This window comes from Pseudomonas sp. CAU 1711, from assembly GCF_039888625.1.
Lineage (GTDB): Bacteria > Pseudomonadota > Gammaproteobacteria > Pseudomonadales > Pseudomonadaceae > Aquipseudomonas.
The window spans coordinates 123752-144492 of record NZ_JBDQQT010000011.1; the positions used below are offsets into that span (position 1 = coordinate 123752).

General features: G+C 68.8%; 20 protein-coding genes and 2 tRNA genes. 3 read left to right on the forward strand and 19 right to left on the reverse strand.

What is annotated here, in order from left to right:
• Positions 1–27 precede the first annotated feature (27 nt).
• The 3 genes from AAFN46_RS14015 to AAFN46_RS14025 are packed head-to-tail and all read right to left on the reverse strand — an operon-like array spanning position 28 to position 2745.
• On the reverse strand, positions 28–885 hold the full coding sequence (locus AAFN46_RS14015) for a rhomboid family intramembrane serine protease (protein ID WP_347809303.1): 858 nt from the start codon (positions 883–885) through the stop codon (positions 28–30).
• Positions 882–1856, reverse strand: a complete 975-nt coding sequence (locus AAFN46_RS14020; protein WP_347809304.1) for a metallophosphoesterase — start codon at positions 1854–1856, stop codon at positions 882–884. The genes AAFN46_RS14015 and AAFN46_RS14020 overlap by 4 nt, the downstream gene beginning before the upstream one ends.
• A gap of 1 nt (position 1857) precedes the next feature.
• The gene (locus AAFN46_RS14025) at positions 1858–2745 is read right to left on the reverse strand and encodes an NAD(+) kinase (RefSeq protein ID WP_347809305.1); all 888 of its coding nucleotides are present in this window, start codon (positions 2743–2745) and stop codon (positions 1858–1860) included.
• A gap of 35 nt (positions 2746–2780) precedes the next feature.
• Here AAFN46_RS14025 and AAFN46_RS14030 point away from each other — a divergent pair, with 35 nt between their 5' ends.
• Positions 2781–3758 carry a DUF1853 family protein gene (locus AAFN46_RS14030; RefSeq protein ID WP_347809306.1) on the forward strand — a complete coding sequence of 326 codons (978 nt, stop codon included), beginning with the start codon at positions 2781–2783 and terminating at the stop codon, positions 3756–3758.
• A gap of 84 nt (positions 3759–3842) precedes the next feature.
• Here the strand turns inward: AAFN46_RS14030 and AAFN46_RS14035 are convergent, their stop codons facing one another.
• The 5 genes from AAFN46_RS14035 to AAFN46_RS14055 all read right to left on the reverse strand — a co-directional run bounded on the left by AAFN46_RS14035 (position 3843) and on the right by AAFN46_RS14055 (position 10085).
• The gene (locus tag AAFN46_RS14035) at positions 3843–4952 is read right to left on the reverse strand and encodes a cyclic nucleotide-binding domain-containing protein (protein ID WP_347809307.1); all 1110 of its coding nucleotides are present in this window, start codon (positions 4950–4952) and stop codon (positions 3843–3845) included.
• 16 nt (positions 4953–4968) lie between these two features.
• Positions 4969–5922, reverse strand: coding sequence for a pyridoxal-phosphate dependent enzyme (locus AAFN46_RS14040; RefSeq protein WP_347809308.1), 954 nt, complete (start codon positions 5920–5922; stop codon positions 4969–4971).
• Positions 5923–5984: 62 nt separating this feature from the next.
• Positions 5985–7346 (reverse strand): chromosome partitioning protein ParA, encoded by a 1362-nt coding sequence (locus tag AAFN46_RS14045; RefSeq protein WP_347809309.1) that lies wholly within the window; start codon positions 7344–7346, stop codon positions 5985–5987.
• Positions 7347–7555: 209 nt separating this feature from the next.
• The gene (locus tag AAFN46_RS14050; RefSeq protein ID WP_347809310.1) at positions 7556–7987 is read right to left on the reverse strand and encodes a nuclear transport factor 2 family protein; all 432 of its coding nucleotides are present in this window, start codon (positions 7985–7987) and stop codon (positions 7556–7558) included.
• A 64-nt stretch (positions 7988–8051) separates the two neighbouring features.
• The gene (locus AAFN46_RS14055) at positions 8052–10085 is read right to left on the reverse strand and encodes an NADPH-dependent 2,4-dienoyl-CoA reductase (RefSeq protein WP_347809311.1); all 2034 of its coding nucleotides are present in this window, start codon (positions 10083–10085) and stop codon (positions 8052–8054) included.
• Positions 10086–10286: 201 nt separating this feature from the next.
• Here AAFN46_RS14055 and AAFN46_RS14060 point away from each other — a divergent pair, with 201 nt between their 5' ends.
• Together AAFN46_RS14060 and AAFN46_RS14065 are read left to right on the forward strand one after the other, a co-directional pair.
• Complete coding sequence (locus tag AAFN46_RS14060; protein ID WP_347809312.1) at positions 10287–11333, forward strand: carbon-nitrogen hydrolase family protein; 1047 nt, start codon at positions 10287–10289, stop codon at positions 11331–11333.
• Between the two features lies 1 nt (position 11334).
• Entirely contained in the window at positions 11335–12375 is a 1041-nt protein-coding gene (locus tag AAFN46_RS14065) for an AraC family transcriptional regulator (protein WP_347809313.1), read from the forward strand.
• Between the two features lie 270 nt (positions 12376–12645).
• On the opposite strand, the gene AAFN46_RS14070 is transcribed toward AAFN46_RS14065, so the two are convergent.
• From AAFN46_RS14070 to gspE, 11 genes are all read right to left on the reverse strand, one after another.
• Positions 12646–12722, reverse strand: a tRNA-Asp gene (locus tag AAFN46_RS14070).
• 21 nt (positions 12723–12743) lie between these two features.
• Positions 12744–12819: transfer RNA gene (locus AAFN46_RS14075), tRNA-Val, on the reverse strand.
• Positions 12820–12965: 146 nt separating this feature from the next.
• Positions 12966–13478, reverse strand: a complete 513-nt coding sequence (locus AAFN46_RS14080) for a type II secretion system protein M (protein ID WP_347809314.1) — start codon at positions 13476–13478, stop codon at positions 12966–12968.
• Entirely contained in the window at positions 13475–14617 is a 1143-nt protein-coding gene (gspL, locus tag AAFN46_RS14085; RefSeq protein ID WP_347809315.1) for a type II secretion system protein GspL, read from the reverse strand. Before gspL ends, AAFN46_RS14080 begins: the two co-directional genes overlap by 4 nt.
• The gene (gene gspK, locus AAFN46_RS14090; RefSeq protein ID WP_347809316.1) at positions 14614–15576 is read right to left on the reverse strand and encodes a type II secretion system minor pseudopilin GspK; all 963 of its coding nucleotides are present in this window, start codon (positions 15574–15576) and stop codon (positions 14614–14616) included. The genes gspL and gspK overlap by 4 nt, the downstream gene beginning before the upstream one ends.
• Positions 15573–16238, reverse strand: a complete 666-nt coding sequence (gene gspJ / locus AAFN46_RS14095; protein ID WP_347809317.1) for a type II secretion system minor pseudopilin GspJ — start codon at positions 16236–16238, stop codon at positions 15573–15575. The genes gspK and gspJ overlap by 4 nt, the downstream gene beginning before the upstream one ends.
• Positions 16235–16624: a type II secretion system minor pseudopilin GspI gene (gspI, locus tag AAFN46_RS14100; protein ID WP_347809318.1), complete on the reverse strand. Its 390-nt coding sequence runs from the start codon at positions 16622–16624 to the stop codon at positions 16235–16237. Before gspI ends, gspJ begins: the two co-directional genes overlap by 4 nt.
• Entirely contained in the window at positions 16621–17160 is a 540-nt protein-coding gene (gene gspH, locus AAFN46_RS14105) for a type II secretion system minor pseudopilin GspH (protein ID WP_347809319.1), read from the reverse strand. The genes gspI and gspH overlap by 4 nt, the downstream gene beginning before the upstream one ends.
• Positions 17161–17166: 6 nt before the next feature.
• Entirely contained in the window at positions 17167–17589 is a 423-nt protein-coding gene (gene gspG, locus AAFN46_RS14110; protein WP_347809320.1) for a type II secretion system major pseudopilin GspG, read from the reverse strand.
• A gap of 7 nt (positions 17590–17596) precedes the next feature.
• Complete coding sequence (xcpS, locus tag AAFN46_RS14115; RefSeq protein WP_347809321.1) at positions 17597–18811, reverse strand: GspF family T2SS innner membrane protein variant XcpS; 1215 nt, start codon at positions 18809–18811, stop codon at positions 17597–17599.
• A gap of 56 nt (positions 18812–18867) precedes the next feature.
• The gene (gspE, locus tag AAFN46_RS14120) at positions 18868–20379 is read right to left on the reverse strand and encodes a type II secretion system ATPase GspE (RefSeq protein WP_347809322.1); all 1512 of its coding nucleotides are present in this window, start codon (positions 20377–20379) and stop codon (positions 18868–18870) included.
• Between the last annotated feature and the right edge of the window lie 362 nt (positions 20380–20741).

Below are 20741 nucleotides of genomic sequence, written 5' to 3' on the forward strand. Positions count from 1 at the left end.
AACGGCAAGCTAAACAGGCCGGCCAGTTTACCGGCGCAGGCGCGCCAGCGCACCGCCGACGAGACCCGCGGCGCAGCCGGCGAGCAATCCACCGACATGGGCGGCATTGGCGATGGAGCCGAACAGGGTGTCGATCACGCCGGTCAGGCACACCACCAGCCAGATCAGCATCATCGCCAGCACGCCGCGCGGCAGTACATAGGCCGGGGTCGGCGCCAGCAGGCGGAAGATCCAGCAGTAGCCAAGCAGGCCGTATAGCACGCCGGACAGGCCGCCGAACAGCGAGGGACCGCCATGGGCGTACTGGGCGAAGTTCGACAGCAGGGCGAAGGTCAGCGTCAGCCCGAGCAGCACCAGGCCGCCCTGGCGCGCCTCGATGCGCCGTCCCAGCTCCCAGTACCACAGGGCGTTCATCGCCAGGTGCAGCGGCCCGAAATGGATCAGCATGGGGCTGAACAGGCGCCACCACTGGCCGCCGTGCAGCGTCTCCAGCCAGGGCTGGAAATGGATGTACCGGCCCTGGATCTGGAAGTCCTGGAAGCTCAGCCAGCGCACCACCTCGAAGTTGCTGCCGCCGAAGCTCAGCAGCGCGACCAGCAGGGTGAGCAGCAGCATCGCCGTGGTCAGCGGGCTGGCCCGCAGATGCGCGGCGATGCCCGGGCGCTGGGGCCTGACCGGCGTCGGCACCTCCTCTTCCGCGACGCCCCGCGGATAGCGCAGGTACAGTTCGCGCACCTGCTCGGCCAGCGCCTCGGCCGGCACCCAGAGCACCTGGGTATCGCGCTCTTCGCTGACCCGGTGCGGCACCTCGAGCCGACGCAGCAGGGCGACGAAGCCGCTGAGGTCCTCCTGCAGCGGACGACGCAGCGCCGCCACCGGGCTCACTGCGGCGCCTCCGGGCGCTCCACCTCGACCCAGACGAACTTGCCCGGGTCGATCCGCGTCTCCTCGTCCAGGCGGTAGGCCACCAGCTTGCCGTACATCACCGCGCTGTAGTCCAGACAGGCCAGGTTGTCGCGGATCGGCGCCGGGCGGCCGCGGCGCCAGTAGTGACCGACGAACAGCATCGGCTCGTCCGCGCCGTACTGCAGCAGACGGTCCTTGTCAGTGGGGCTCAGGGGCAGGCTGGCCACGCTCTCGGGCAGCGCGTCGGGCTGGAACACCACGTCGCCATAGGTCTGCGGGTCGTCCTCCCAGAACTTGGTGCGGAAATAGCTGCGGGTAAAGCCTTCCTCGCTGATCAGGGTCAGGCCCTGCGGCAGGCGCATGTCGGTGCCGCGCAGCAGGCGCTCGAATACTCGGTTGGCGAAGCTGCCGGGGATCGCCGAAGCCATGACGAAGTCGCGGTCGACCCGGCCGTCGCAGAAGCGCCGACGCAGTTCGCCGATCAACTCGCCATCCCAGCAGGCATGCACCAGGCGGAAGCGCCCGGCATCGAGAAACAGCGGCAGTTGCTGGAACCAGTCGAGGAAGTCATGCCAGTCGGCCGGGTGCTCGGCGAACTGCTGGAAGGTCTGCTGCAGCAGGCGCTCGTGGCGTGGCGTGTGCTCGCGCACATGGCGCCGCTCGCTATTGGCCGGCGCCTCGGTGTACCAGCCGAGGGCGTTGTACTCGTGGTTGCCCATCAGGCACAGGGCCTGGCCGGCCTCGACCATGTCGTGCACCAGGTGCAGCGCTTCGCGGATACGCGGGCCGCGGTCGATGATGTCGCCGAGGAACAGCGCCATGCGCCGTGGGTGGCGCCATACGCCATCGCGGCGGCTGTAGCCCATCTGCTCGAGCAGGCGCTCCAGACTGCGTCCGCAGCCATGCACATCGCCGATCAGGTCAAAGCCGCGCCCGCCATCCAGGAACATCTCAGTCGTGGCTCCACTGGCGCCCGCCCCAACCGAGCTTGGTGCGGCAGATCTCGTAGTAGTTGTGTTCGAGCGGATGGATCAGACGCAGCTTATGCGGCTTCTTGGCCACCGTGATGGTGTCGCCGGGGGCGCAGGTGAAGTGGTTCTGGCCGTCGCAGGACACCAGCGGATAGATCGGCAGGTCGTCGGCCACCACTATCTTCAGCTCGCTGTTGCCATCCACCACTATCGGCCGGCTGGACAGGGTGTGCGGGTACATCGGCACTATGACAATGGCGTCCAGCTTGGGATGCATGATCGGCCCACCGGCGGACAGCGAGTAGGCGGTGGAGCCGGTGGGCGTGGCGATGATCAGGCCGTCGGCCTTCTGGCTGCAGACGAAGTGGCCGTCGATGAACAGCTCGAATTCGATCATCTTGGTCGACTTGCCCGGGTGCAGCACCACGTCGTTGAGCGCGTCGCCCTGGCCGATGGCCTCGCCATGGCGGCGCACTTCGGTCTCCAGCAGGAAGCGGCTCTCCTCGAGGAAGCGCCCCTCCAGCACCTCGGCCACCTTGACCTCCAGCTCGTCAGGCTTGATGTCGGTGAGGAAACCCAGGCTGCCGCGGTTGATGCCCAGCACCGGTATCTTGTGCCGGGCCAGCGCCCGCGCGGCACCGAGCATGCTGCCGTCGCCGCCGACCACTATGACCAGATCGCAGACCTCGCCGAGAATCTTCCGCGAACTGGTCTGCAGGCCATGACCAGGCAGCACCTCGGCGATGCTCTCTTCGAGGATCACATGCAAATGGCGCTCGGTCAGGAAGTTCTTCAGGCGGCGGATGGTGTCGAGCACCTGGGCGCTGCCCAGGCGACCGATGATGCCGATATTGCGGAATTGCTCCATGGGGCGCTCTGCAACGGGGGGAGAATGCCCGGATTATGGGCGAAAGCCCGCCGCAGCGGCAAACCAGGCGCTATGCTCGGCCGATGACGACCCTCCTCGACGAACTGCTGGCGCAACTGCGCCAGCCCCAGGTGCGCGACCTGGCCTGGGCCCTGCTCTCCCCGCCGCTGCTCGAAGGCGGCCGGCTGCCGCTGCGCCATCCGCTGGCCGCCAGCGCCTGGAGCCAGAACCCGCAGCTGCTGGCCGAATGGCTGCTGCACCAGGAGCGCGAGCCCGAGGCCCTGCTCGCCCAACTGGCCAACGGCTCCAGCCGCCTCGGCCGCTACTACGAGCGACTGTGGCAGTTTGCCCTGCAGGCCGCCCCCGATATCGAGCTGCTGGCCGCCAACCTGCCGGTGCGCCAGGGCGGCCATACCCTGGGCGAGCTGGACCTGCTGCTGCGCGACGCCGAGGGCGTGCACCACCTGGAACTGGCGATCAAGCTGTACCTGGGCCCCGAGCGGGACGCGGGCGAGGACGCGGACAATTGGCAGGGCCCATCCAGCGACGACCGCCTGGGCGCCAAACTGGAGCACCTGCGCCGCCACCAGCTGCCGCTCTCCGGCTCGCCGGCGGCCCGCTCTAGCCTTGCCGGGCTGACCGAGCTGCCGGCCAGCGCTGCGGCCTGGCTGGGCGGCTATCTGTTCTATCCCTGGCAGGCCAGCTGCGCCGCGCCACATGGCTACCATTCCCGGCATCTGCGCGGGCGCTGGCTACACCGTCGCGACTGGCCATGTGCGGCGCCGGAGCAGCAGCACTGGCAGCCACTGCCACGCCAGTCCTGGCTGGCGCCGGCCCGGTTGAGCCGGGAGCAGCTCTGGAGCGACGCCCAGTTCGCCGCCTGGCTGGAACAACTGGACGCCCGGGCACCGGCGCAGCTGCTGGTACGCCTGGAGCCGGCAGAGGATGGCGACTGGCACGAGCGCGAAAGGCTGTTTCTGGTCGGCGATACCTGGCCGAAAACACCTGCCTAGGAACGAGCTCTGCTCGCGAAAACACCCGAGCGGAATGCTTCGCGAGCAGAGCTCGCTCCTACAGAAAATCGCGGAGCGTAAGGCTCAGTAGCTGCGCTCGATACGCCCACCGGAGCGGGCCAGGTAGCCCGGCCCGTTCTCGCACAGCAGGGCACTGCGCTGCACCACCGGCAGCGCATCCAGGCCATCGCGCAGGGCATAGGCGGTGAAGCCCAGCTGAGACAGCAGGAACACCGCGCTGGTACTGCGCTTGCCGCTGTCGCAATAGCACAGGTAGGCCTTGCCCTTGTCCAGCAGGCGCGCCTTGAGGCGCAGCAGGTGCAACGGCATGTTCAGCGCCTGCTGGGCATGAGCCTGCTCGTATTCGGGCTGCAGGCGCACGTCCAGCCACTGAGCGCCGCCCGACAGCAGGCGCGCCGCCTCGCCGAAGGACACCTCGTCGACCACCGGGGCCTTGAGCAGAGCGAAGAAGTCCTGGCGATTCAGGCGCAGAACCACGCCCGGCTCGATCAGGGTGACGGTGGCATTGCGCGGCTGGTCGGAGAGCAGCGCCTCCTCGCCGAAGCAAGCGCCCACCTCCAGCTCGGCCAGCACCTGGCGGCCGCCGTCGCCACCGCGAAACACCTCGGCGCGGCCGCTCTTGAGGAAATAGCAGCAGTCGCCCGCCTCGCCTTCCACCAGCACCCGGCTGCCGGCCGGCAGGTCGATCGGCCGCAGACGCTCGAGCATGGCGCGCACATTGGCCGGCGGCACCTTGCTGAACAGTGGATTCTCCAGCAGGCGCTCCAGCCACTCGACGTCGTCGCCACTGCTGCCGAGGTCGAGCAGCAGGTCCTGATAGGCCAGGCGCCAGGTGAGCAGCCGGTCGAGCTTGGCGGAGTCCAGCGCCAGCACGCTGACATCGCTCAGGGCACGCGCCTCGTGCTGGCGCGGCAGGCTCGGCGACAGCGGATGGCAGCTGGCCTCGCTGCCGGCCGCGAGCAATACCTCGCTGCCCTCGGCATCGCGCAGCTGCAGCTCGCCGGACAACAGGTAGTAGGTGGTGCGGGCCTTGTCGCCGCGGCGGAACAGCAGCTGGCCGGCCAGCAACGGCTGCGGCACCAGCTGCCCACGCAGCTCGCGCCACTGCTGTTCGGAAAGCACGTTGAGCGGAGTGAAGCTGCGCAGCTGTTCGGGATTCAGCGGCTCGGTCATCGACACCTGTCCTTCGTTATTCTTGGCGCACCGCGGCCAGTTGCTCCAGGCGTTGGGCCATGGCCCTGCGCCCTTGCAGCCCTCCGCTATGGAGCAGCAGCAGGCGCGTACCCGGAGCAAAGTAACCGGCCTGCACCTCGTCACGCAATGCCAGCAGCGCCTTGCCGGTGTAGAGCGGTTCGAGCGGCAGCCGCGCCTCGCGCTCGCAAGCCTCGATGAACTGCGCCAGCTCGGCGTCCAGGCGAGCGAAGCCACCGCGGCTGGCGTCCAGCAGGCGATAGCCTTGCGCCGCCACGCCGGCCTCGACCAGAGTGCTCGCCAGCATCGCCTCCACGCCATGCCCCGGCGGCACGGCCATGGCGACATGCACCGGGCGCGCGCCCTGCTCGCCCAGCACCACCCCAGCCGCCGTGGTGCCGGTGCCGGCGGCCAACCACCAGCCATGGTAATCGTCCCAACCCAAGGCGCCCAGCTGCTGCCTGGCCATCTCGACCATGGCCGTGCAGGCCAGCGCCGCCGGCAACCCGGCGCCGCCCTCGTCCACCGGCAGCAACCCTGGATAGCGCTCGCGCCAGGGCCGCCAAAAGCCTGGCTGGTGCCTCTCGCGATAACCGGCATAACCCAGCCAGTGCAGGCGCATGCCGCAGGCCTGCAGGTCACGCACCGTCGGCGTGTCCTGCGGCTCGCCACGCAGCAGGCCGACGCTGGCGAAGCCGAAACGCCGGCCGGCCGCGGCCAGGGCATGCAGGTGATTGGAATGGGCGCCGCCCAGGCTGATCAGGCCCTCGGCGCCGGCCGCCGCGGCCGCCTCGATATGCGGCCTGAGCTTGAACCATTTGTTGCCGGACAACAGCGGATCGAGCAGGTCCAGGCGCAGCACGGCGAGTTCGACGCCGGCACGGGCCAGCCAGTCGAAGGAAAGCGCTTGCAGGGGGGCGACTGGAGTCCAGTGCGGTGCGGTGAACGGCATGGGGAAGCGGGTCCGGTCGAGGGGCCATGACGGCGCCCCCCATGATAACCGGCTGCGGGTGCTCAGCTGACGGTGCGCAGCCGCGCACCCGCCTTGTGCCGGGCACAGCAGTTGGACTCGCCGACCACGAAACGGCTGGGCGTCTCCACCCGGTCGATCGGCATGGAACAACGCCCCCCGGACGACAGGCTGGCCTCGCAGGTGGGTTGCTGGTAGTGCGCCAGCCACTGGCGGTACTGCTCCTCGGAGACAAAGCACTTGGCCGCCGCGTAGCTCATGGGGTTGTTCTGGTAACGGGCGATGTCCTGTAGCGGGATGGTCAGATGGCCGGCGCCCGGGTGATAGACCACGAAGACCACGCCAAGCTTGGCCAGGCGCTCGAGGATCTGCTCGCCGCCCTGGCTGGCCAGCTCGTCGCACTCGCGCTTGAGCCGCTCCAGTTCCTGCTTCAGCTGGGCCTCCTGCTCGGCGCTGTAGGCCAGTTCGACGTCGCGGATGGCTACCTGCTCCTTGGACTCGGCCAGCGCGGTGGCCACCCGCGCCTGCAGTTCCGCGTCGAACTGGGCACGCAGGATATCGGCCTCGCTACGGCCATGCTTTTCCAGATCGCGCAGTTGCCTGGACAGCTCCTCGCGGGACTGCTGCATGCTGTCGGCCTGGGCCGCGAGCTGCGCCTTGAGACTGGCGTTCAGCTCCTCCTGGCGGCGCAGGCTCTGCTGCAGGCCCTGGATTTCGGCCTGCAGGGCGCGCTGGCGCTCGTCGGCCGCCAGCTTCTGGCGGGCCAGTTCCTCCTCGTGCTGCTTGCTCAGGCTGCTGATGCGCAGGCGCTGCTGCTTGATCAGCTGTGCGGTCTTCTGCCGGTGTTCCTGCTCCAGGCGCTCATCCTGCCGGGCAGCCTCCTGGCGCGCCGGGTCGGGCGCCTGCCATTTGTCCTCGGCGGCCACCTGCAGGCGCTCGGGCAGCACCACCGGGGCCTCCTCCTCGGCCAGCAGGCCGAGGTTGTTGCGCTTGATCGCGTCGCGCACCAGCACCAGGTCATTCTTGCCCGGGGCCAGGCTGGGGTCCCACAGATGCATCTGGTGCCAGGACACCGGACACTGGCTGCGGCAAGCCAGACGAATGGGGCCGGCGCCCAGGTCCGGGCCACGCCCGGCGTTGTCGGCCAGGTGACGCAAGGGCAGGTTCCAGCCCTTGTCGGCAGCGCCCAGCTCGTCGAAGTCCAGATAGAAGAACACCACGGCACGCACCAGCAGGCGCGGGTTGATCAGCACATAGGCCAGGCGGACCTGTTCGTCGGCGAACTCGGGCAGGTTGACCACGTTGTCGAGCAGCGCCTCGAATTCGGGAAACAGCATCTCCTTGCAGATGCCGCGCTCGTTGAAGAACAGCACGGCTTCGACCATCTGTGCTTTCTGCATGCTCATGGATTTCCCTCAAGGCCATCAGGATCACGTTCGGCACGCTGCGGGCTTGCCCCGCGCGGGCGCATAACCTGTAAAACAGGCGCAATCCCTTGTTTCAAACAGTCTAGGGGAAAAAGTATCACGGGCAATGTGACTGGGTTGGCAGCCGCTCGGGCGCTCCGACGGGCGTGAAACGGCTGCCGGGTGAAACTGTGACGGGGTTCGGCGATTCAGGCTTTGGCACTTGCCAGGAAAGGTGCCAGGCGCCGGGCCATCTCCTCGCCAAGGGCGGCCAGGCCGCTCATCGGCCGCACCATCACCTCGAACTCGACGATCTTGCCCGCATCGTCGAAGCGGATCATGTCGATGCCCTTGAGCTCGCGCTCGCCGACCCTGGCGGAAAACTCCAGCACCACGCTGAGGCCATCGGCAGTGGCCAGTTCGCGGTGATAGACGAAGTCCTGAAAGACCTTGAGCACGGTATTGAGGATCAGATTGACCGCCTGCGCGCCCGGATAGGGTTTGTGCGCCATGGGCGAGCGAAACACCGCCTGCGGGTGCAGCAGCTCGGGCAGACGGCTCAGGTCCTGAGCGGCGACGAACTGGTGCCAGCGCTGCAGGCTGGCGGCCGCGGCGGGTTGCAGCTGGGTGTCGAGAGACATGGACTCCTCCTTATTGTTATCGGCCATAAAGCAGAAGCCCCGCTCGGGGCGGGGCTTCTGTCGATCAGAGTTCGGCGGCGAGGCGCGAGCCCTGGTTGATCGCACGCTTGGCATCCAGCTCGGCGGCCACGTCGGCGCCACCGATCAGGTGCACGCTCTGTCCGGCGGCCACCAGTCCGTCGTGCAGCTCGCGCAGCGGATCCTGGCCGGCGCAGACGATCACGGTATCGACCGGCAACACCTGCGGCTCACCGCCTGCGATGCGGATATGCAGGCCGGCGTCGTCGACCTTGAGGTACTCGACGCTGTTGAGCATCTGCACCTTCTTGTTCTTCAGGCCGGTGCGGTGGATCCAGCCGGTGGTCTTGCCCAGGCCGTCGCCGACCTTGGACTTCTTACGCTGCAGCAGGAACACCTCGCGCGCCGCCGGGTGCACCTCGGCCTTGATCCCGGCGATGCCGCCACGGGCGTCCAGCGCGGTGTCGATGCCCCACTCCTTCCAGAAGGCCTCGCGGTTCTGGCTGGTCGCCTCGCCGGCATGGGTGATGAACTCGGAGACGTCGAAGCCGATGCCGCCGGCGCCGATCACCGCGACCTTCTGGCCGACCGGCTTGCGCTGCAGGATGGCGTCCAGATAAGTGATGACCTTGGCGTTATCGATGCCTTCGATGGCCGGGGTACGCGGCACGATGCCGGTGGCCAGGATCACCTCGTCGAAGCCGCCCTGGGCCAGGTCCTCGGCCGACACGCGGGTGTTCAGGCGCAGGTCGACGCCGGTGGTCTCGACCTTCTTCTTGAAGTAACGCAGGGTCTCGTAGAACTCTTCCTTGCCCGGCACGCGCTTGGCCACGTTGAACTGACCACCGATCTCGCCGGCCGCATCGAACAGGGTCACCTCATGGCCACGCTCGGCCGCCACAGTGGCGGCCGCCAGTCCGGCCGGGCCGGCGCCGACCACGGCGATCTTCTTCACCGTGGTGGTCGGGATGTAGTTCAGCTCGGTCTCGTGGCAGGCGCGCGGGTTGACCAGGCAGCTGGTCAGCTTGCCGCCGAAGGTGTGGTCCAGGCAGGCCTGGTTGCAGCCGATGCAAGTGTTGATCTCGTCGGCACGGCCGGCGGCGGCCTTGTTGACGAAGTCCGGGTCGGCGAGGAACGGACGGGCCATGGACACCATGTCGGCATCGCCCTCGGCCAGCACCTGCTCGGCCACTTCCGGGGTGTTGATGCGGTTGGTGGTGCACAGCGGGATGCTCACCTCGCCCTTGAGCTTGGCGGTGACCTTGGTGAAGGCCGCGCGCGGCACCTTGGTGGCGATGGTCGGGATGCGCGCCTCGTGCCAGCCGATGCCGGTGTTGATGATGGTGGCGCCGGCCTTTTCGACGGCCTTGGCCAGCATCACGATCTCGTCCCAGGTGCTGCCGCCCTCGACCAGGTCGAGCATCGACAGGCGATAGATGATGATGAAGTTCGGCCCCACGGCCTCGCGCACGCGGCGCACGATCTCCACCGGCAGGCGCATGCGGTTCTCGTAGCTGCCGCCCCAGCGGTCGGTGCGCTGGTTGGTGTGGGCGACCAGGAACTGGTTGATGAAGTAACCTTCCGAACCCATGATCTCGACGCCGTCATACTCGGCCTGCTGGGCCAGCAGCGAGCAGTTGACGAAGTCCTGGATCTGCTTCTCGATGCCCTCCTCGTCCAGCTCGCGCGGCTTGAACGGGTTGATCGGCGCCTGGATGGCCGAAGGCGCCACCAGTTTCGGGCTGTAGGCGTAGCGCCCGGCATGCAGGATCTGCATGCAGATCTTGCCGTCCGCCTCGTGCACGGCGCGGGTGACTATCTTGTGCTTCTCGGCCTCCTCGACGGTGGTCAGCTTGGCCGCGCCGGCGTACACGCCGCCCTCCTCGTTCGGGCCGATGCCGCCGGTGACCATCAGGCCGACGCCGCCGCGGGCGCGCTCGGCGAAGTAGGCCGCCATGCGCTCGAAGCCGTTGGGCTTCTCTTCCAGGCCGGTGTGCATGGAGCCCATCAGGGTGCGGTTCTTCAGGGTGGTGAAACCCAGGTCCAGGGGGGCCAGCAGGTTCGGGTAGGCGTTGCTCATGATCGTCTCCACGGCATCGGGCTTGTCACGGAAGCGCCACGCCTCGTTCGGGCGCGGTCGTTGTTGCGGCAGACGATAAAGAGCCACCGCCGAGCGCTCAATGATCGAAAAGCACAAGTTATTGATCGTAAATGACAGGGCGACTAGGCAAAGACCACGCCTTGCCCTAGGCTGGCAGCGTCATTGCCACCGGTCGCCGCCATGCTGAAACTGCTTCGCTACGCCCTGCTTTTGCTCCTCGCCGCCGCCCTGATCGCCTATGCCGCGTGGATCCAGTGGCGCCCCACCAGCCACTTCCTCAGCGACCTGCGCAGCTCGCTGGCCTTCAGTCAGGGCCGCGACAACGGCCGTGGCAACCTGCTGGGCATCCAGCCCTATCTGCAGGCCGCCGACTACCGCAGCGTGCTGCACCTGCACCGCAAGCTCTCCGCCCACCTGGACCAGGCGCGCGAGCTCGGCCTGCTCAACCCGAAGACGGTGGTGATACTGCCCGAACATATCGGCACCTGGCTGGTCGCCGCCGGCGAGAAGCGCGAGGCGTTCGCCGCCCGCGACCTGGCCGAGGCACGCGTCTGGCTGGGCCTCAGCCATCCGCTGGAGCTGCTGCGCGCCACCCTGTTCAGCCAGGGCAAGGCGCCGCTCAGCGACGCCCTGCTGCGCATGAAGGCGGCGCAGATGGCCGCCGACTACCAGAGCCTGTTCGGCGGGCTGGCCGAGAGCTACGGCGTGACCCTGGTCGCCGGCTCCATCGTGCTGCCCGAACCCAGCGTGGCGGAAGGCGTGCTGCAGGTCGGCGACGGCCCGCTGTACAACGTCAGCCTGGTGTTCGGCAGCGACGGCCTGCCGCTCGGCCAGCCGCAGCGCAAGGTGCTGTTGCACCGCGACGAGAAAGGCTTCACCACCGCCTCCTCCAGCGACCAGCTACAGGCGATCGCCACTCCGGCCGGGCGCCTGGGCGTGCTGATCGGCGCCGATGGCGAGCAGGCGGAACACTATGCGCGGCTCGCCGCACAGCAGGTCGAGCTGATTGCCGTACCGGCCTTCCTGCCGGGGAATGCCAGCGCCCCGAGCGCAACCGAGACGAGGCTGCCGACCTATCTGGCGCAGGCACGGGCCGGCATGGCGGTGTTTCTGCGCGGTCAGCTGTGGGACCTGGGCAGCAGCGGACGCAGCATGGCGGTGACGCCCGAGACGCTGCGGCGGGTCGAGGACGCGACCGGCGCACGCCTGCTCAACCTGTGGCTGTGACATGAAGGCGACACGCATTCGCCTGGGCGACCTGTCCGTCGCCTTCGTCCACGGCCTGGTCGCCGCCCTGGCCGAGAAAGGCATCGCCGCCGACGAGCTGCTGCGCCAGTTCCGCCTGGACGCCGCGCGCCTGGCCCTGCCGCGCGAGCGCCTGTCGATCCCGCGCTACATGCGTCTGGGCCACAGCGCCATCGCCCTGTGCGGCGACCCGGCGCTGGGCCTGGAGATGGGCCGCCACAGCCGCATCGCCCAGGCCGGCCTGGCCGGGGTCACCGCCGCCCAGGCGCCGACCCTGCGCGAGGCGGCGCGCACCCTGATCCGTCTGGAACCGCTCTACGCGCACAACTATCGCGGTCAGTCCAGCTTCCATGAGGACAGCCGCGGCGCCTGGCTGAGCTTCTACTCGATCAGCCCGTACAACGACTTCAATCGCTTCGTGGTGGACTCGGTGCTCTCCAGCTGGCGCCACCAGCTCGGCGCCCTGCTGGGCGAAACCCTGGCGGTGGAGCGGGTCGAGATCGAGTTTCCCGCGCCCGCCTATGCCGAGCGCTACGAGCAGTGCTTCGACTGCCCGGTGGAGTTCGACGCCGGCCACAACCGCCTGCGCCTGGCCAATGCAGTGCTGGATCAGCCGCTGGCGCAGCACTGCCCGAGCACCTGGCAGCAGCTGCTGGAACTGGCCGAGCGGGAGCTGGAACAACTGACCCGCACCCGCAGCCTGCGCGAGCGCGTCATCCATCTGCTGGGACCGATGCTGCACGGCCGCGAGCCGGAGCTGGAGGAAGTGGCGCGGAAGCTGCAGCTGCCGAGCTGGACGCTCAGGCGCAAGCTGGCCGACGAAGGCACGCAGTTCCGCACGCTGCTGGGCGAGACGCGGCGCGATCTGGCCATGGCCTATATCCGCGACACCGAACTGGCCTTCGGCGAGATCGCCTACCTGCTCGGCTTCGCCTCGGCGGAGGCCTTCCAGAGGGCGTTCAAGCGCTGGAACGGGCAGACGCCCGGGGACTTTCGACGCAGCCAGCGCCTGCAGGGGAGCTAGGCTGTTGACGTTCTGTCACGGCCGCGACGGAGCTTCTAGAGCTCGGTGGCGTCCTCGGCGGGCTCGAGCGGGTCATGATCGAGGGCGTGGGCTTCCAGCAGTTCTTCGACGTAGTCATCCATAGGTCATCCTCCTGTCGTTAGGCCAATGGTCAGACAAAGACCATGCCAACAGCCTGAAGATTCCCGATGACAATGCGGTGACAGCGGATATTTTCCGTCGGAAAGCGAAAAGCCCCCAGTTCTTGCGAACTGAGGGCTTCTCTTTATATGGCGCAGCGGACGGGACTCGAACCCGCGACCCCCGGCGTGACAGGCCGGTATTCTAACCGACTGAACTACCGCTGCGCGTCGGTTCTCGCAAGAGACTGGTGGGTGATGACGGGATCGAACCGCCGACCCTCTGCTTGTAAGGCAGATGCTCTCCCGGCTGAGCTAATCACCCGAGTAGCCTTGCGAGGTGGCGAAATTTACGCAGCTACCCGAGCTAAGTCAACACCCTGCTTGAATTTTTTCTTCGTGGCGGACTTTTCGGGGCGATCGCCGTGGCGCTCCATCGCGGTGCCGACGCACCAGCGATGGGCACCATGCTCAACCCGCACGCAGCACCAGGCGGCTGCTCACCTTGCCCTTGTCGGCACGTTCCAGCCCCGCCTCGTCGATGCTCACCCCCTGCTCGTCCAGGCTCACCAGCCAGCGCAGCAGGCGGGCGAACTCGGTGGGCTGCAGGCTGATCTGCAGCGCTCCGTCGCCCTGGCTGTCGAGGCGCTCGATGGTCAGCCCCTGGCTCGCCGCACTGGCGGTGACCAGCCCCTGCAGCGCCGAGGGATCGAGGCTCGCCCGCGGCCGCGCCTGACGCTCGCGCAGCTGCGGCGCCTGCTGCAGCATGTAGGCCTGCAGCGCCTTCTGCTGCTGCAGATAGGCGCCGGCACGCGCCTGCCGCTGGCTGACCGGCTGCCACAGCAGCAGATAGAGCAGCACCAGGGCGAAGAAGCCGCCCAGCAGCGCCAGGGCCAGCCTGTCGCGCTGCGCCAGGCCCTGCCAGCGGACCGCCAGGGCGCCCTGCGCCCAGCGCGCCCGCCATTGACTCAGCCACTCGCTCATCCGTTACCCCCTATCACCAGGCGCGCGCTGACGCCGCTCTCCTCTCGGCTCGCCGAGCCCATTTCCACCGCCAGACCGGCCTCCTGCAGGCGCCCGCGCAGGCTCTCCAGGGCGGCGAAGTCGCTGGCCTGCAGGTTCAGCGCGAGATCGCCGCGTTGGGCGTTGAAGTCCAGCTGCTGCACCTGTACCCGCGCCGCCTGCTGATCGAGCGCCGCGGTGACCTGGCCGAGCAGCTCCAGCAGGCGGCTCTCGCCGCTGCCCGCCGACTCCGCCAGGTGCTGATCGAACTGCGCGCGCAGGTTGATCAGCCGGCTATCCTCGGGAAACAGCTCGCGGTAGAGCGCCTCGTTGGCCTGCGCATAACGCTCGCCCTCGCGCTGCAGGTACCAGCCCTGGGCCAGATTGAAGCCCCACTGCAACACCAGCCAGAGCCCCAGCAGCCCGACCAGCGGGCGCCAGCGCTGCCAGTGGCCGGAGGCCTCGCGCCGGGCGAAGGCCCCCTGCGCCAGGTTGCAGCCGGGCCGCTGCCGGGCCAGCCAGGGCAACGCGGCAGGCAGCTCGCGCACTTCGTCCACCTGTGGCGGAACCGCCTGCCCGGCCTCGACCAGGGCGATGCACGGCTGCGCGCACAGCGGCGCCAGCGCCGGCCAGTCGCTGTCGCGCAGCGCCAGGCGGGCCTCGCCACTGCCGCCGAGCAGCCAGCGCTCGCCGGCGCAGAGCAACTGGCTGCCCTCCTCGGGCAGCAGGTCGGCATCCAGCGCGATGTCCTGCGGCGGGTTGTCGCCGCACAGTGCCAGCCAGCCGCTCAGCCAGGCACGGCGCAGCGCATAGACCCGGTGCCGACCGTCGGCAAGCTGGCTGCCGACGCACAAGTGGAACAGCTCGACATCCTCGGCCAGCAGCTCCTCGACGGCATACGGCAGGGCCTGGGCCAGCCAGCGCGCGCGGGTGGTCGGCAACGCCACGGCGCAGACCGTGGCCGCCTCGATCGGCAGCACCAGGCGCCAGGGCTGTGGCGCGGCCGGCAGCGCCTCCAGCCAGGGCAGCTGGCGACAGTCGTCGCCCTCGACGCGCCACACCGGCAGCTCGGCAGACTGCGCGGCGCAGGCCTGCGGCGGCAGAAACAGGGTCACACTCATCGTTCGGACTCCTCGGCGGGCGGCGGCGCAAGGCCCTCCTGCCCCAGATCGCGCGCCAGCAGACGGACGCGCCCATCGTTACCACGTTGCAGATAGCTGGTCAGCACCTGGCGGCGGTCGCCCAGCAGCACCTCGGTGGTGACCATGAAATACTGGCTGGCCACGCCCAGCCCCTGAGTCGCCACGCCATAAGCCTGCAGGGTCTGCAGCGCGCTATTGGGGTCGGCATAGCCACTGCGTCCGCGCCCCTCGATCTGCGCCTTGAGGACCGCCGCCGGAATGCCCTCGCCCAGGCAGGCCAGCACCTGCGCGCTGGCCGTGTTGAGGTTGAGCTCGGCATCCGGCGGCAGCGCGCTGACATAGGGCGCCAGGCGCCGGTAGTCGACCTCGTTCATGTCCAGCAGCAGGCGCAACTCCGAGACGTCGGCGATGCGCCCCGGCCCGGTGCGGTAGGCCGGTTTGGCCAACAGATACTGGTGATCCTCGGCGCCCGCCCCGCCATGGGGGTCCTGATCGCCGTCGAGCCAGTCGCGCACACGCTCGGCATGGGCCAACGGCAGGCCCAGCTGCTGCAGCAGCCGGCGCAGGCGCAGCAGGGCCAGATCACCGGCCTCGCCGTTGGCGGCCAGGCTGTTGAGATTGAAGCGCCCGGCCAGGTCCTCGATGCGCAGGCGCAACTCGCCGCCCTCGTCCAGAGGAAAGCTCAGCTTGGGGTTGGCCCAGGCCTCGCCCGGATGATCGACCTTCTGCTGCCCACCCTGCTGCAAATCGCGCAACAGCAGCGCCCGCGCCAGCGTCTCGCCGCCCTCGGCGTAGTACTGCGCCTGACGCACCAGCAGCTGGTTGCCGACGCTGCGGATGGTCAGCTGCTGGCGCAGCATCAGCCCGGCGCAGACCACTGTGGCCAAGGCCACCACCAGCAGCACCGTGATCAGGGCCACGCCCGCCTGCCGCCTCATGCCGCCGGCTCCTCGGGCAACAACTGTTCGCCCCCGCCGTCCGGAATCTGGGGGCGCCCCTGTTCGGGCGCCTCCGGCAGCCGCCACAGGCGCCGCAATTCGCCGTAGTAGCGGTGTTCGATGATCAGCTCGACGGCCTTGGGCAACAGGGTCAGACCCTCTTCGGAACTGCTGTTGGCCGGCGGCCAGCTCTGCAGCCAGCGGCCCTCCGGGTCGAGAAAGCGCAGCTCGAAGCGGCGCACGCCGTCCAGTGCCTGCTGCACCTGCGGCTGGCTGTCCTGGGCCTGGTCCAGCACCAGCCAGTAGGCCCGCTGCCAGCGCTCGCCCTCGAGCTGCCAGCGCACCCGCTGCAGGGTCGCACGCGGCTGGCCCAGGGGATTGCGCCAGCCGCTGCGGGTGAACTCCAGACGATCCCCTTCGCCGAGCATGGCCGGCAGCGGGTCGCCCAGCGGATCGCGCACCGGACGCAGGCGCGCCTGCAACAGGTCGCGCTCGAAGGCGGCCATGGCCCGGGTCAGCTCGCGCAGGCGCTGCTCCTGCTGGCGCTGCGCGGTATCGGTGCGCAACACGCTGTCGAGCATGCGGTAAGTGGCCATCGCCAGCAGGGCGAAGATGGCGATGGCGATCAGCACTTCCAGCAGAGTGAAACCGCGCTGCCTCATGGCTCGACTCCGAGGAAACCGGTCAGCGTCACCAGGGCGTTGTCCTCCAGCTTGCCCGGCAGCCCGCGCTGCGGGCGCGGCGCCACGCGCACGACCACCCGCAGCATGCCCGGCTCGCTGGTCGCGCTCACCTCGCTCTGCCACAGCCAGCGGCGCCCTGCGAAGGTTTCCTCGCCCTGGGCGCGCCCTTCGCCCGGCGCGGCCTCCTCCAGCTGCAGCTGTTGCATCCGGTTGTCCGCCAGCCAGGTGGCGAAGGTCTTGTCCTCCAGGCGCGCGGCGGTCTGCAGCGCGCGGGCGCTGGCGCTGAGCACGCTGGCGGCGACCACGGCGAAGATCGCCATGGCGACCAGCACCTCCAGCAGGGTGAAGCCGTCCTGGCGCCTCATCCGGCACGCCCCTTGGGCTTGTCCGTTTCCACCCGGGGCTCGGCGAAACCGTCGCTGTGCAGCACCAGCTTCGGCAGGTCGCGCCCCGCGCCGCCCATCTGCAGACGGAAGGGCGTCAGCTCGCCGCTGGAGAGGATCAGCAGTTGCGGCTGCGCCGCCTTGGCCACCGGCTTGGTCGCACCGCGCGCGCTGGGCGGGAGGAACAGTTGCTGCTCTTCCACCTCGATATGCAGCTCGATCCACTCGGGCAACTCGTACGCCGAGCGCCCCTGGGCCTCCCAGCGCGCCCGGCGCGGATCGTACTGCAGCACCTGGTAGGCATTGCGCTCGAAGCGCAGGCCGTACTCGCGGTTGTCCAGCACGGCCTCGTCCGTCAGTACCCGCATCAGCTGCACCAGGCGCTCGGCCTCGTCGTTAAGCTCGCGCGCGGGGCTGCGGGCGATGCCGCTGCCGAGCACGGCGATGCCGGTGAGCACGCCGAGCAGCACCAGCACCACCAGCAGCTCGATCAGGGTGAAGCCGCGCACGCGCCGCATCGGCGATCAGAGGCCCCAGTTGCCGATATCGGCATTGGTGCCGTCGCCGCCTTCCTGGCCGTCGGCGCCCAGGCTGTAGAGGTCGACCTTGCCGCGAGTGCCCGGCGACAGGTAGAGGTACTGGTTGCCCCAGGGGTCGACCGGCAGCTTCTTCAGGTAGCCCTCGGCGTTCCAGTTCTTCGCCGGCGGGTTGCCGCTGGGCTTCTTCACCAATGCCTCCAGGCCCTGCTGGGTGCTCGGGTAGTTCTGGTTGTCCAGCTTGTACATGTCCAGCGCCGCGCCGATGGCGCGGATGTCGTTCTGCGCGGCGGTGACCTTGGCCTGGTCCGGGCGGCCCATCACCTGCGGCACCACCAGGGCGGCGAGGATGCCGAGAATGACCACCACCACCATGATTTCGATCAGCGTGAAGCCTTTTTGCTTGTGCATCGTCTATTCAACCCACCAGTTGGTTCAGAGAAAGGATCGGCAGCAGGATGGCCAGCACGATCACCAGCACCACCGCGCCCATGAACACCAGCATGAACGGCTCGAACAGCCCCACCAACAGGCCGATGGTGGCCGCCAGGTCGTTCTCCTGGTTGCGCGCCGTGCGCGCCAGCATCTGGTCCAGCTCGCCGGAGCGCTCGCCGCTGGCGATCATGTGCAGCATCATCGGCGGGAACTGGCGGCTGGCCTCCAGCGCCCGCGACAGGCTGCCGCCCTCGCGCACGCGCTGGGTGGCGTTGGCCACGTCGTTGCGGATGATGCGATTGCTCACCACCTCGGCGCCGATGGCCAGCGCCTCCACCAGCGGCACGCCGCTGCGCACCAGGATGGCCAGGGTCGAGGCGAAGCGCGCCGTCTCGGTGGCGGCGATCAGCCCGCCGACCAGTGGCACGCGCAGCAGGAAGGCGTGCCAGCGCCGGCGCAGGTCTTCGTTGCGCAGAGCGCGGCGGAAGGCGAACACGCCGAGCACCGCCAGCACCACCACCAGCGCGCCCCAGGCCTTGACCAGTTCGCTGAGGAAGATCAGCCCGCGGGTCAGCGCCGGCAGGGTCTGCCCGGAGTCGACGAACACCCGCACCACGTCCGGCACCACATAGCCGAGCAGGAAGCCGACGATGCCCAGCGAGGCGAGCATCAGGATGATCGGGTAGAGCAACGCCATCTGGATCTTCTGCCGCGACTGCTGGCGCTGCTCGGTGTAGTCGGCCAGCTGCTCCAGCACCGGGCCGAGATGGCCGGCATGCTCGCCGGCAGCCACCGTGGCGCGATACAGCTCGGGAAAGGCCGCCGGGTAGGTGGCCAGGGCCTTGGCCAGGCTGTGGCCCTCCAGCACCTTGCCGCGCACGGCCAGCAGCATCGACTGGATGCGCGGCTGGCGCGATTGGGCGGCAGCCGCGCGCAGCGCCTCCTCGATGGGCAGCGCGGCGCCGATCAGGGTGGCCAGCTGGCGGGTGACCAGGGCCAGATCGCGGGCCGACAGGCCACGACGCAGGCTGAAACCACCGGCGGTACCCTCCTCCTTGCGCTGCACCGGCTCGACCTGCAGCGGCGACAGCTGTTTCTCGCGCAGCAGTTGGCGTACCTGGCGGGCGCTGTCGCCCTCCAGCACACCCTTCTGCTGGCGGCCCCGGGTATCCAGGGCGATATATTCGAAGGCGGCCATCTATCCCCTCTCCCCGGCCCTCTCCCCCGAGGGGAGAGGGTGCATGACTGCTCGCATCAGTCCTCCCGCGTCACGCGCAGGACTTCTTCCAGGGTGGTCACCCCTTCCAGCACCTTGCGCCGGCCGTCGTCGCGGATGCTCGGGCCGAGGCTGCGGGCGTGGCGCAGCAGTTCCTGCTCGCCGGCGCCGTTGTGCACCAGGGTGCGCATCTGGTCGTCGAAGATCACCAGCTCGTAGATGCCGGTACGGCCGCGGTAGCCCTGCTGGTGGCACTCCGCGCAGCCCTTGGCGTGATAGATCTGCGGCTGGCTCTGCGGATCGAGACCGAGCAGGCCACATTCGGCCGCATCGGCCGGGCGCGCCTCGCGGCAGTGCACGCAGAGCACGCGCACCAGGCGCTGGGCCAGCACGCCGAGCAGGGAGGACGACAGCAGGAAGGGCTCGACGCCCATGTCCACCAAACGGGTGACGGCGCCGACGGCGCTGTTGGTGTGCAGGGTGGAGAGCACCAGGTGGCCGGTCAGCGAGGCCTGCACGGCGATATCGGCGGTTTCCTGGTCGCGGATCTCGCCGACCATCACCACGTCCGGATCCTGACGCAGGATGGCGCGCAGGCCACGGGCGAAGGTCATGTCCACCCGCGGGTTGACCTGGGTCTGGCCGATACCCTCCAAGTAGTACTCGATGGGGTCTTCCACCGTGAGAATGTTGCGCGAGCGGTCGTTCAAGGTGACCAGGCCAGCGTACAGGGTGGTGGTCTTGCCCGAGCCGGTGGGGCCGGTGACCAGGATGATGCCGTGCGGCTTGCGCAGGTTCTCGTCGAGCAGGCGGCGGTCGCGCTCGCTCATGCCCAGGTGCGTGAGCGACAGGCGCCCGGCCTGCTTGTCGAGCAGACGCAGCACCACGCGCTCGCCATTGGCCGACGGCAGGGTCGAGACGCGGATATCCACCTCGCGGCCACCGACTTTCAGCGAGATACGGCCGTCCTGCGGCACGCGCTTCTCGGCGATGTCCAGGCGGGCCATGACCTTGACCCGCGAGACCAGCAGCGCGGCCAGCTCGCGGCGCGGCTCGATCACTTCACGCAGGATGCCGTCGACGCGAAAGCGCACCACCAGGCGCTTTTCGAAAGTCTCCAGGTGGATATCGGAGGCGCCGGCCTTGATCGCCTCGCTGAGGATGGCGTTGATCAGGCGGATGATCGGCGCGTCGTCCTCCTGCTCGAGCAGGTCGCCGGATTCCGGGGTGAGCTCGGCCAGGCTGGCCAGGTCGAGTTCGGCGCCGAGGCCCTCGGCCATCTGCCGCACCTCGGAGGAGTCACGCTGGTAGGCCAGGGACAGCTGTTCCTCGAAGGCCTCGGGCTCCAGCCAGTGCAGCGGCAGCACGCGGCCGGCGAAACGCTGGGCCTCCTGCACGGCGGTCAGGCTGGCGCCGCGGCGCACCTGCAGCTGGGCCTGGCCGAAGGGCTCGCGCAGCAGCACGCCGTGGCGTTTGGCGAAGGCGAATGGCAACGAGCGCAACGGCGGCTCGGCCGGGGCCGCTAGCGCGGCGTGGGTATCGGTGGACATGTGCGGGCCCGTTCCTGAAGCAGAAGATCCATCTAGCTGTCGTTATTGTTGTTATGCGGCGCGACCAAGGCGCCAAGTTAACGGATTTTCACACAAACTGCAGTGCAGATTTCGCCTGCGGCGCCACAGTCTAGCGAGCTATTGGTGGTGGCGCCGTGCAACCATTCGCCTCCTGCGTGGTTCGAAACATTTCACGCTTTCGGTCGACAACGGGCAGGCATCCTCTCGCAAACCCTGCCATGCAAGATCGACTTGCGTTAAGGTTGCTGCCGCCCGCACAGTACGTGCCGGGTCGATGCGTGCCAGGTAGAGCACGCACCAATAACAAAAGGACTCGGGGGATACCTGTAGTGGGTGCGACA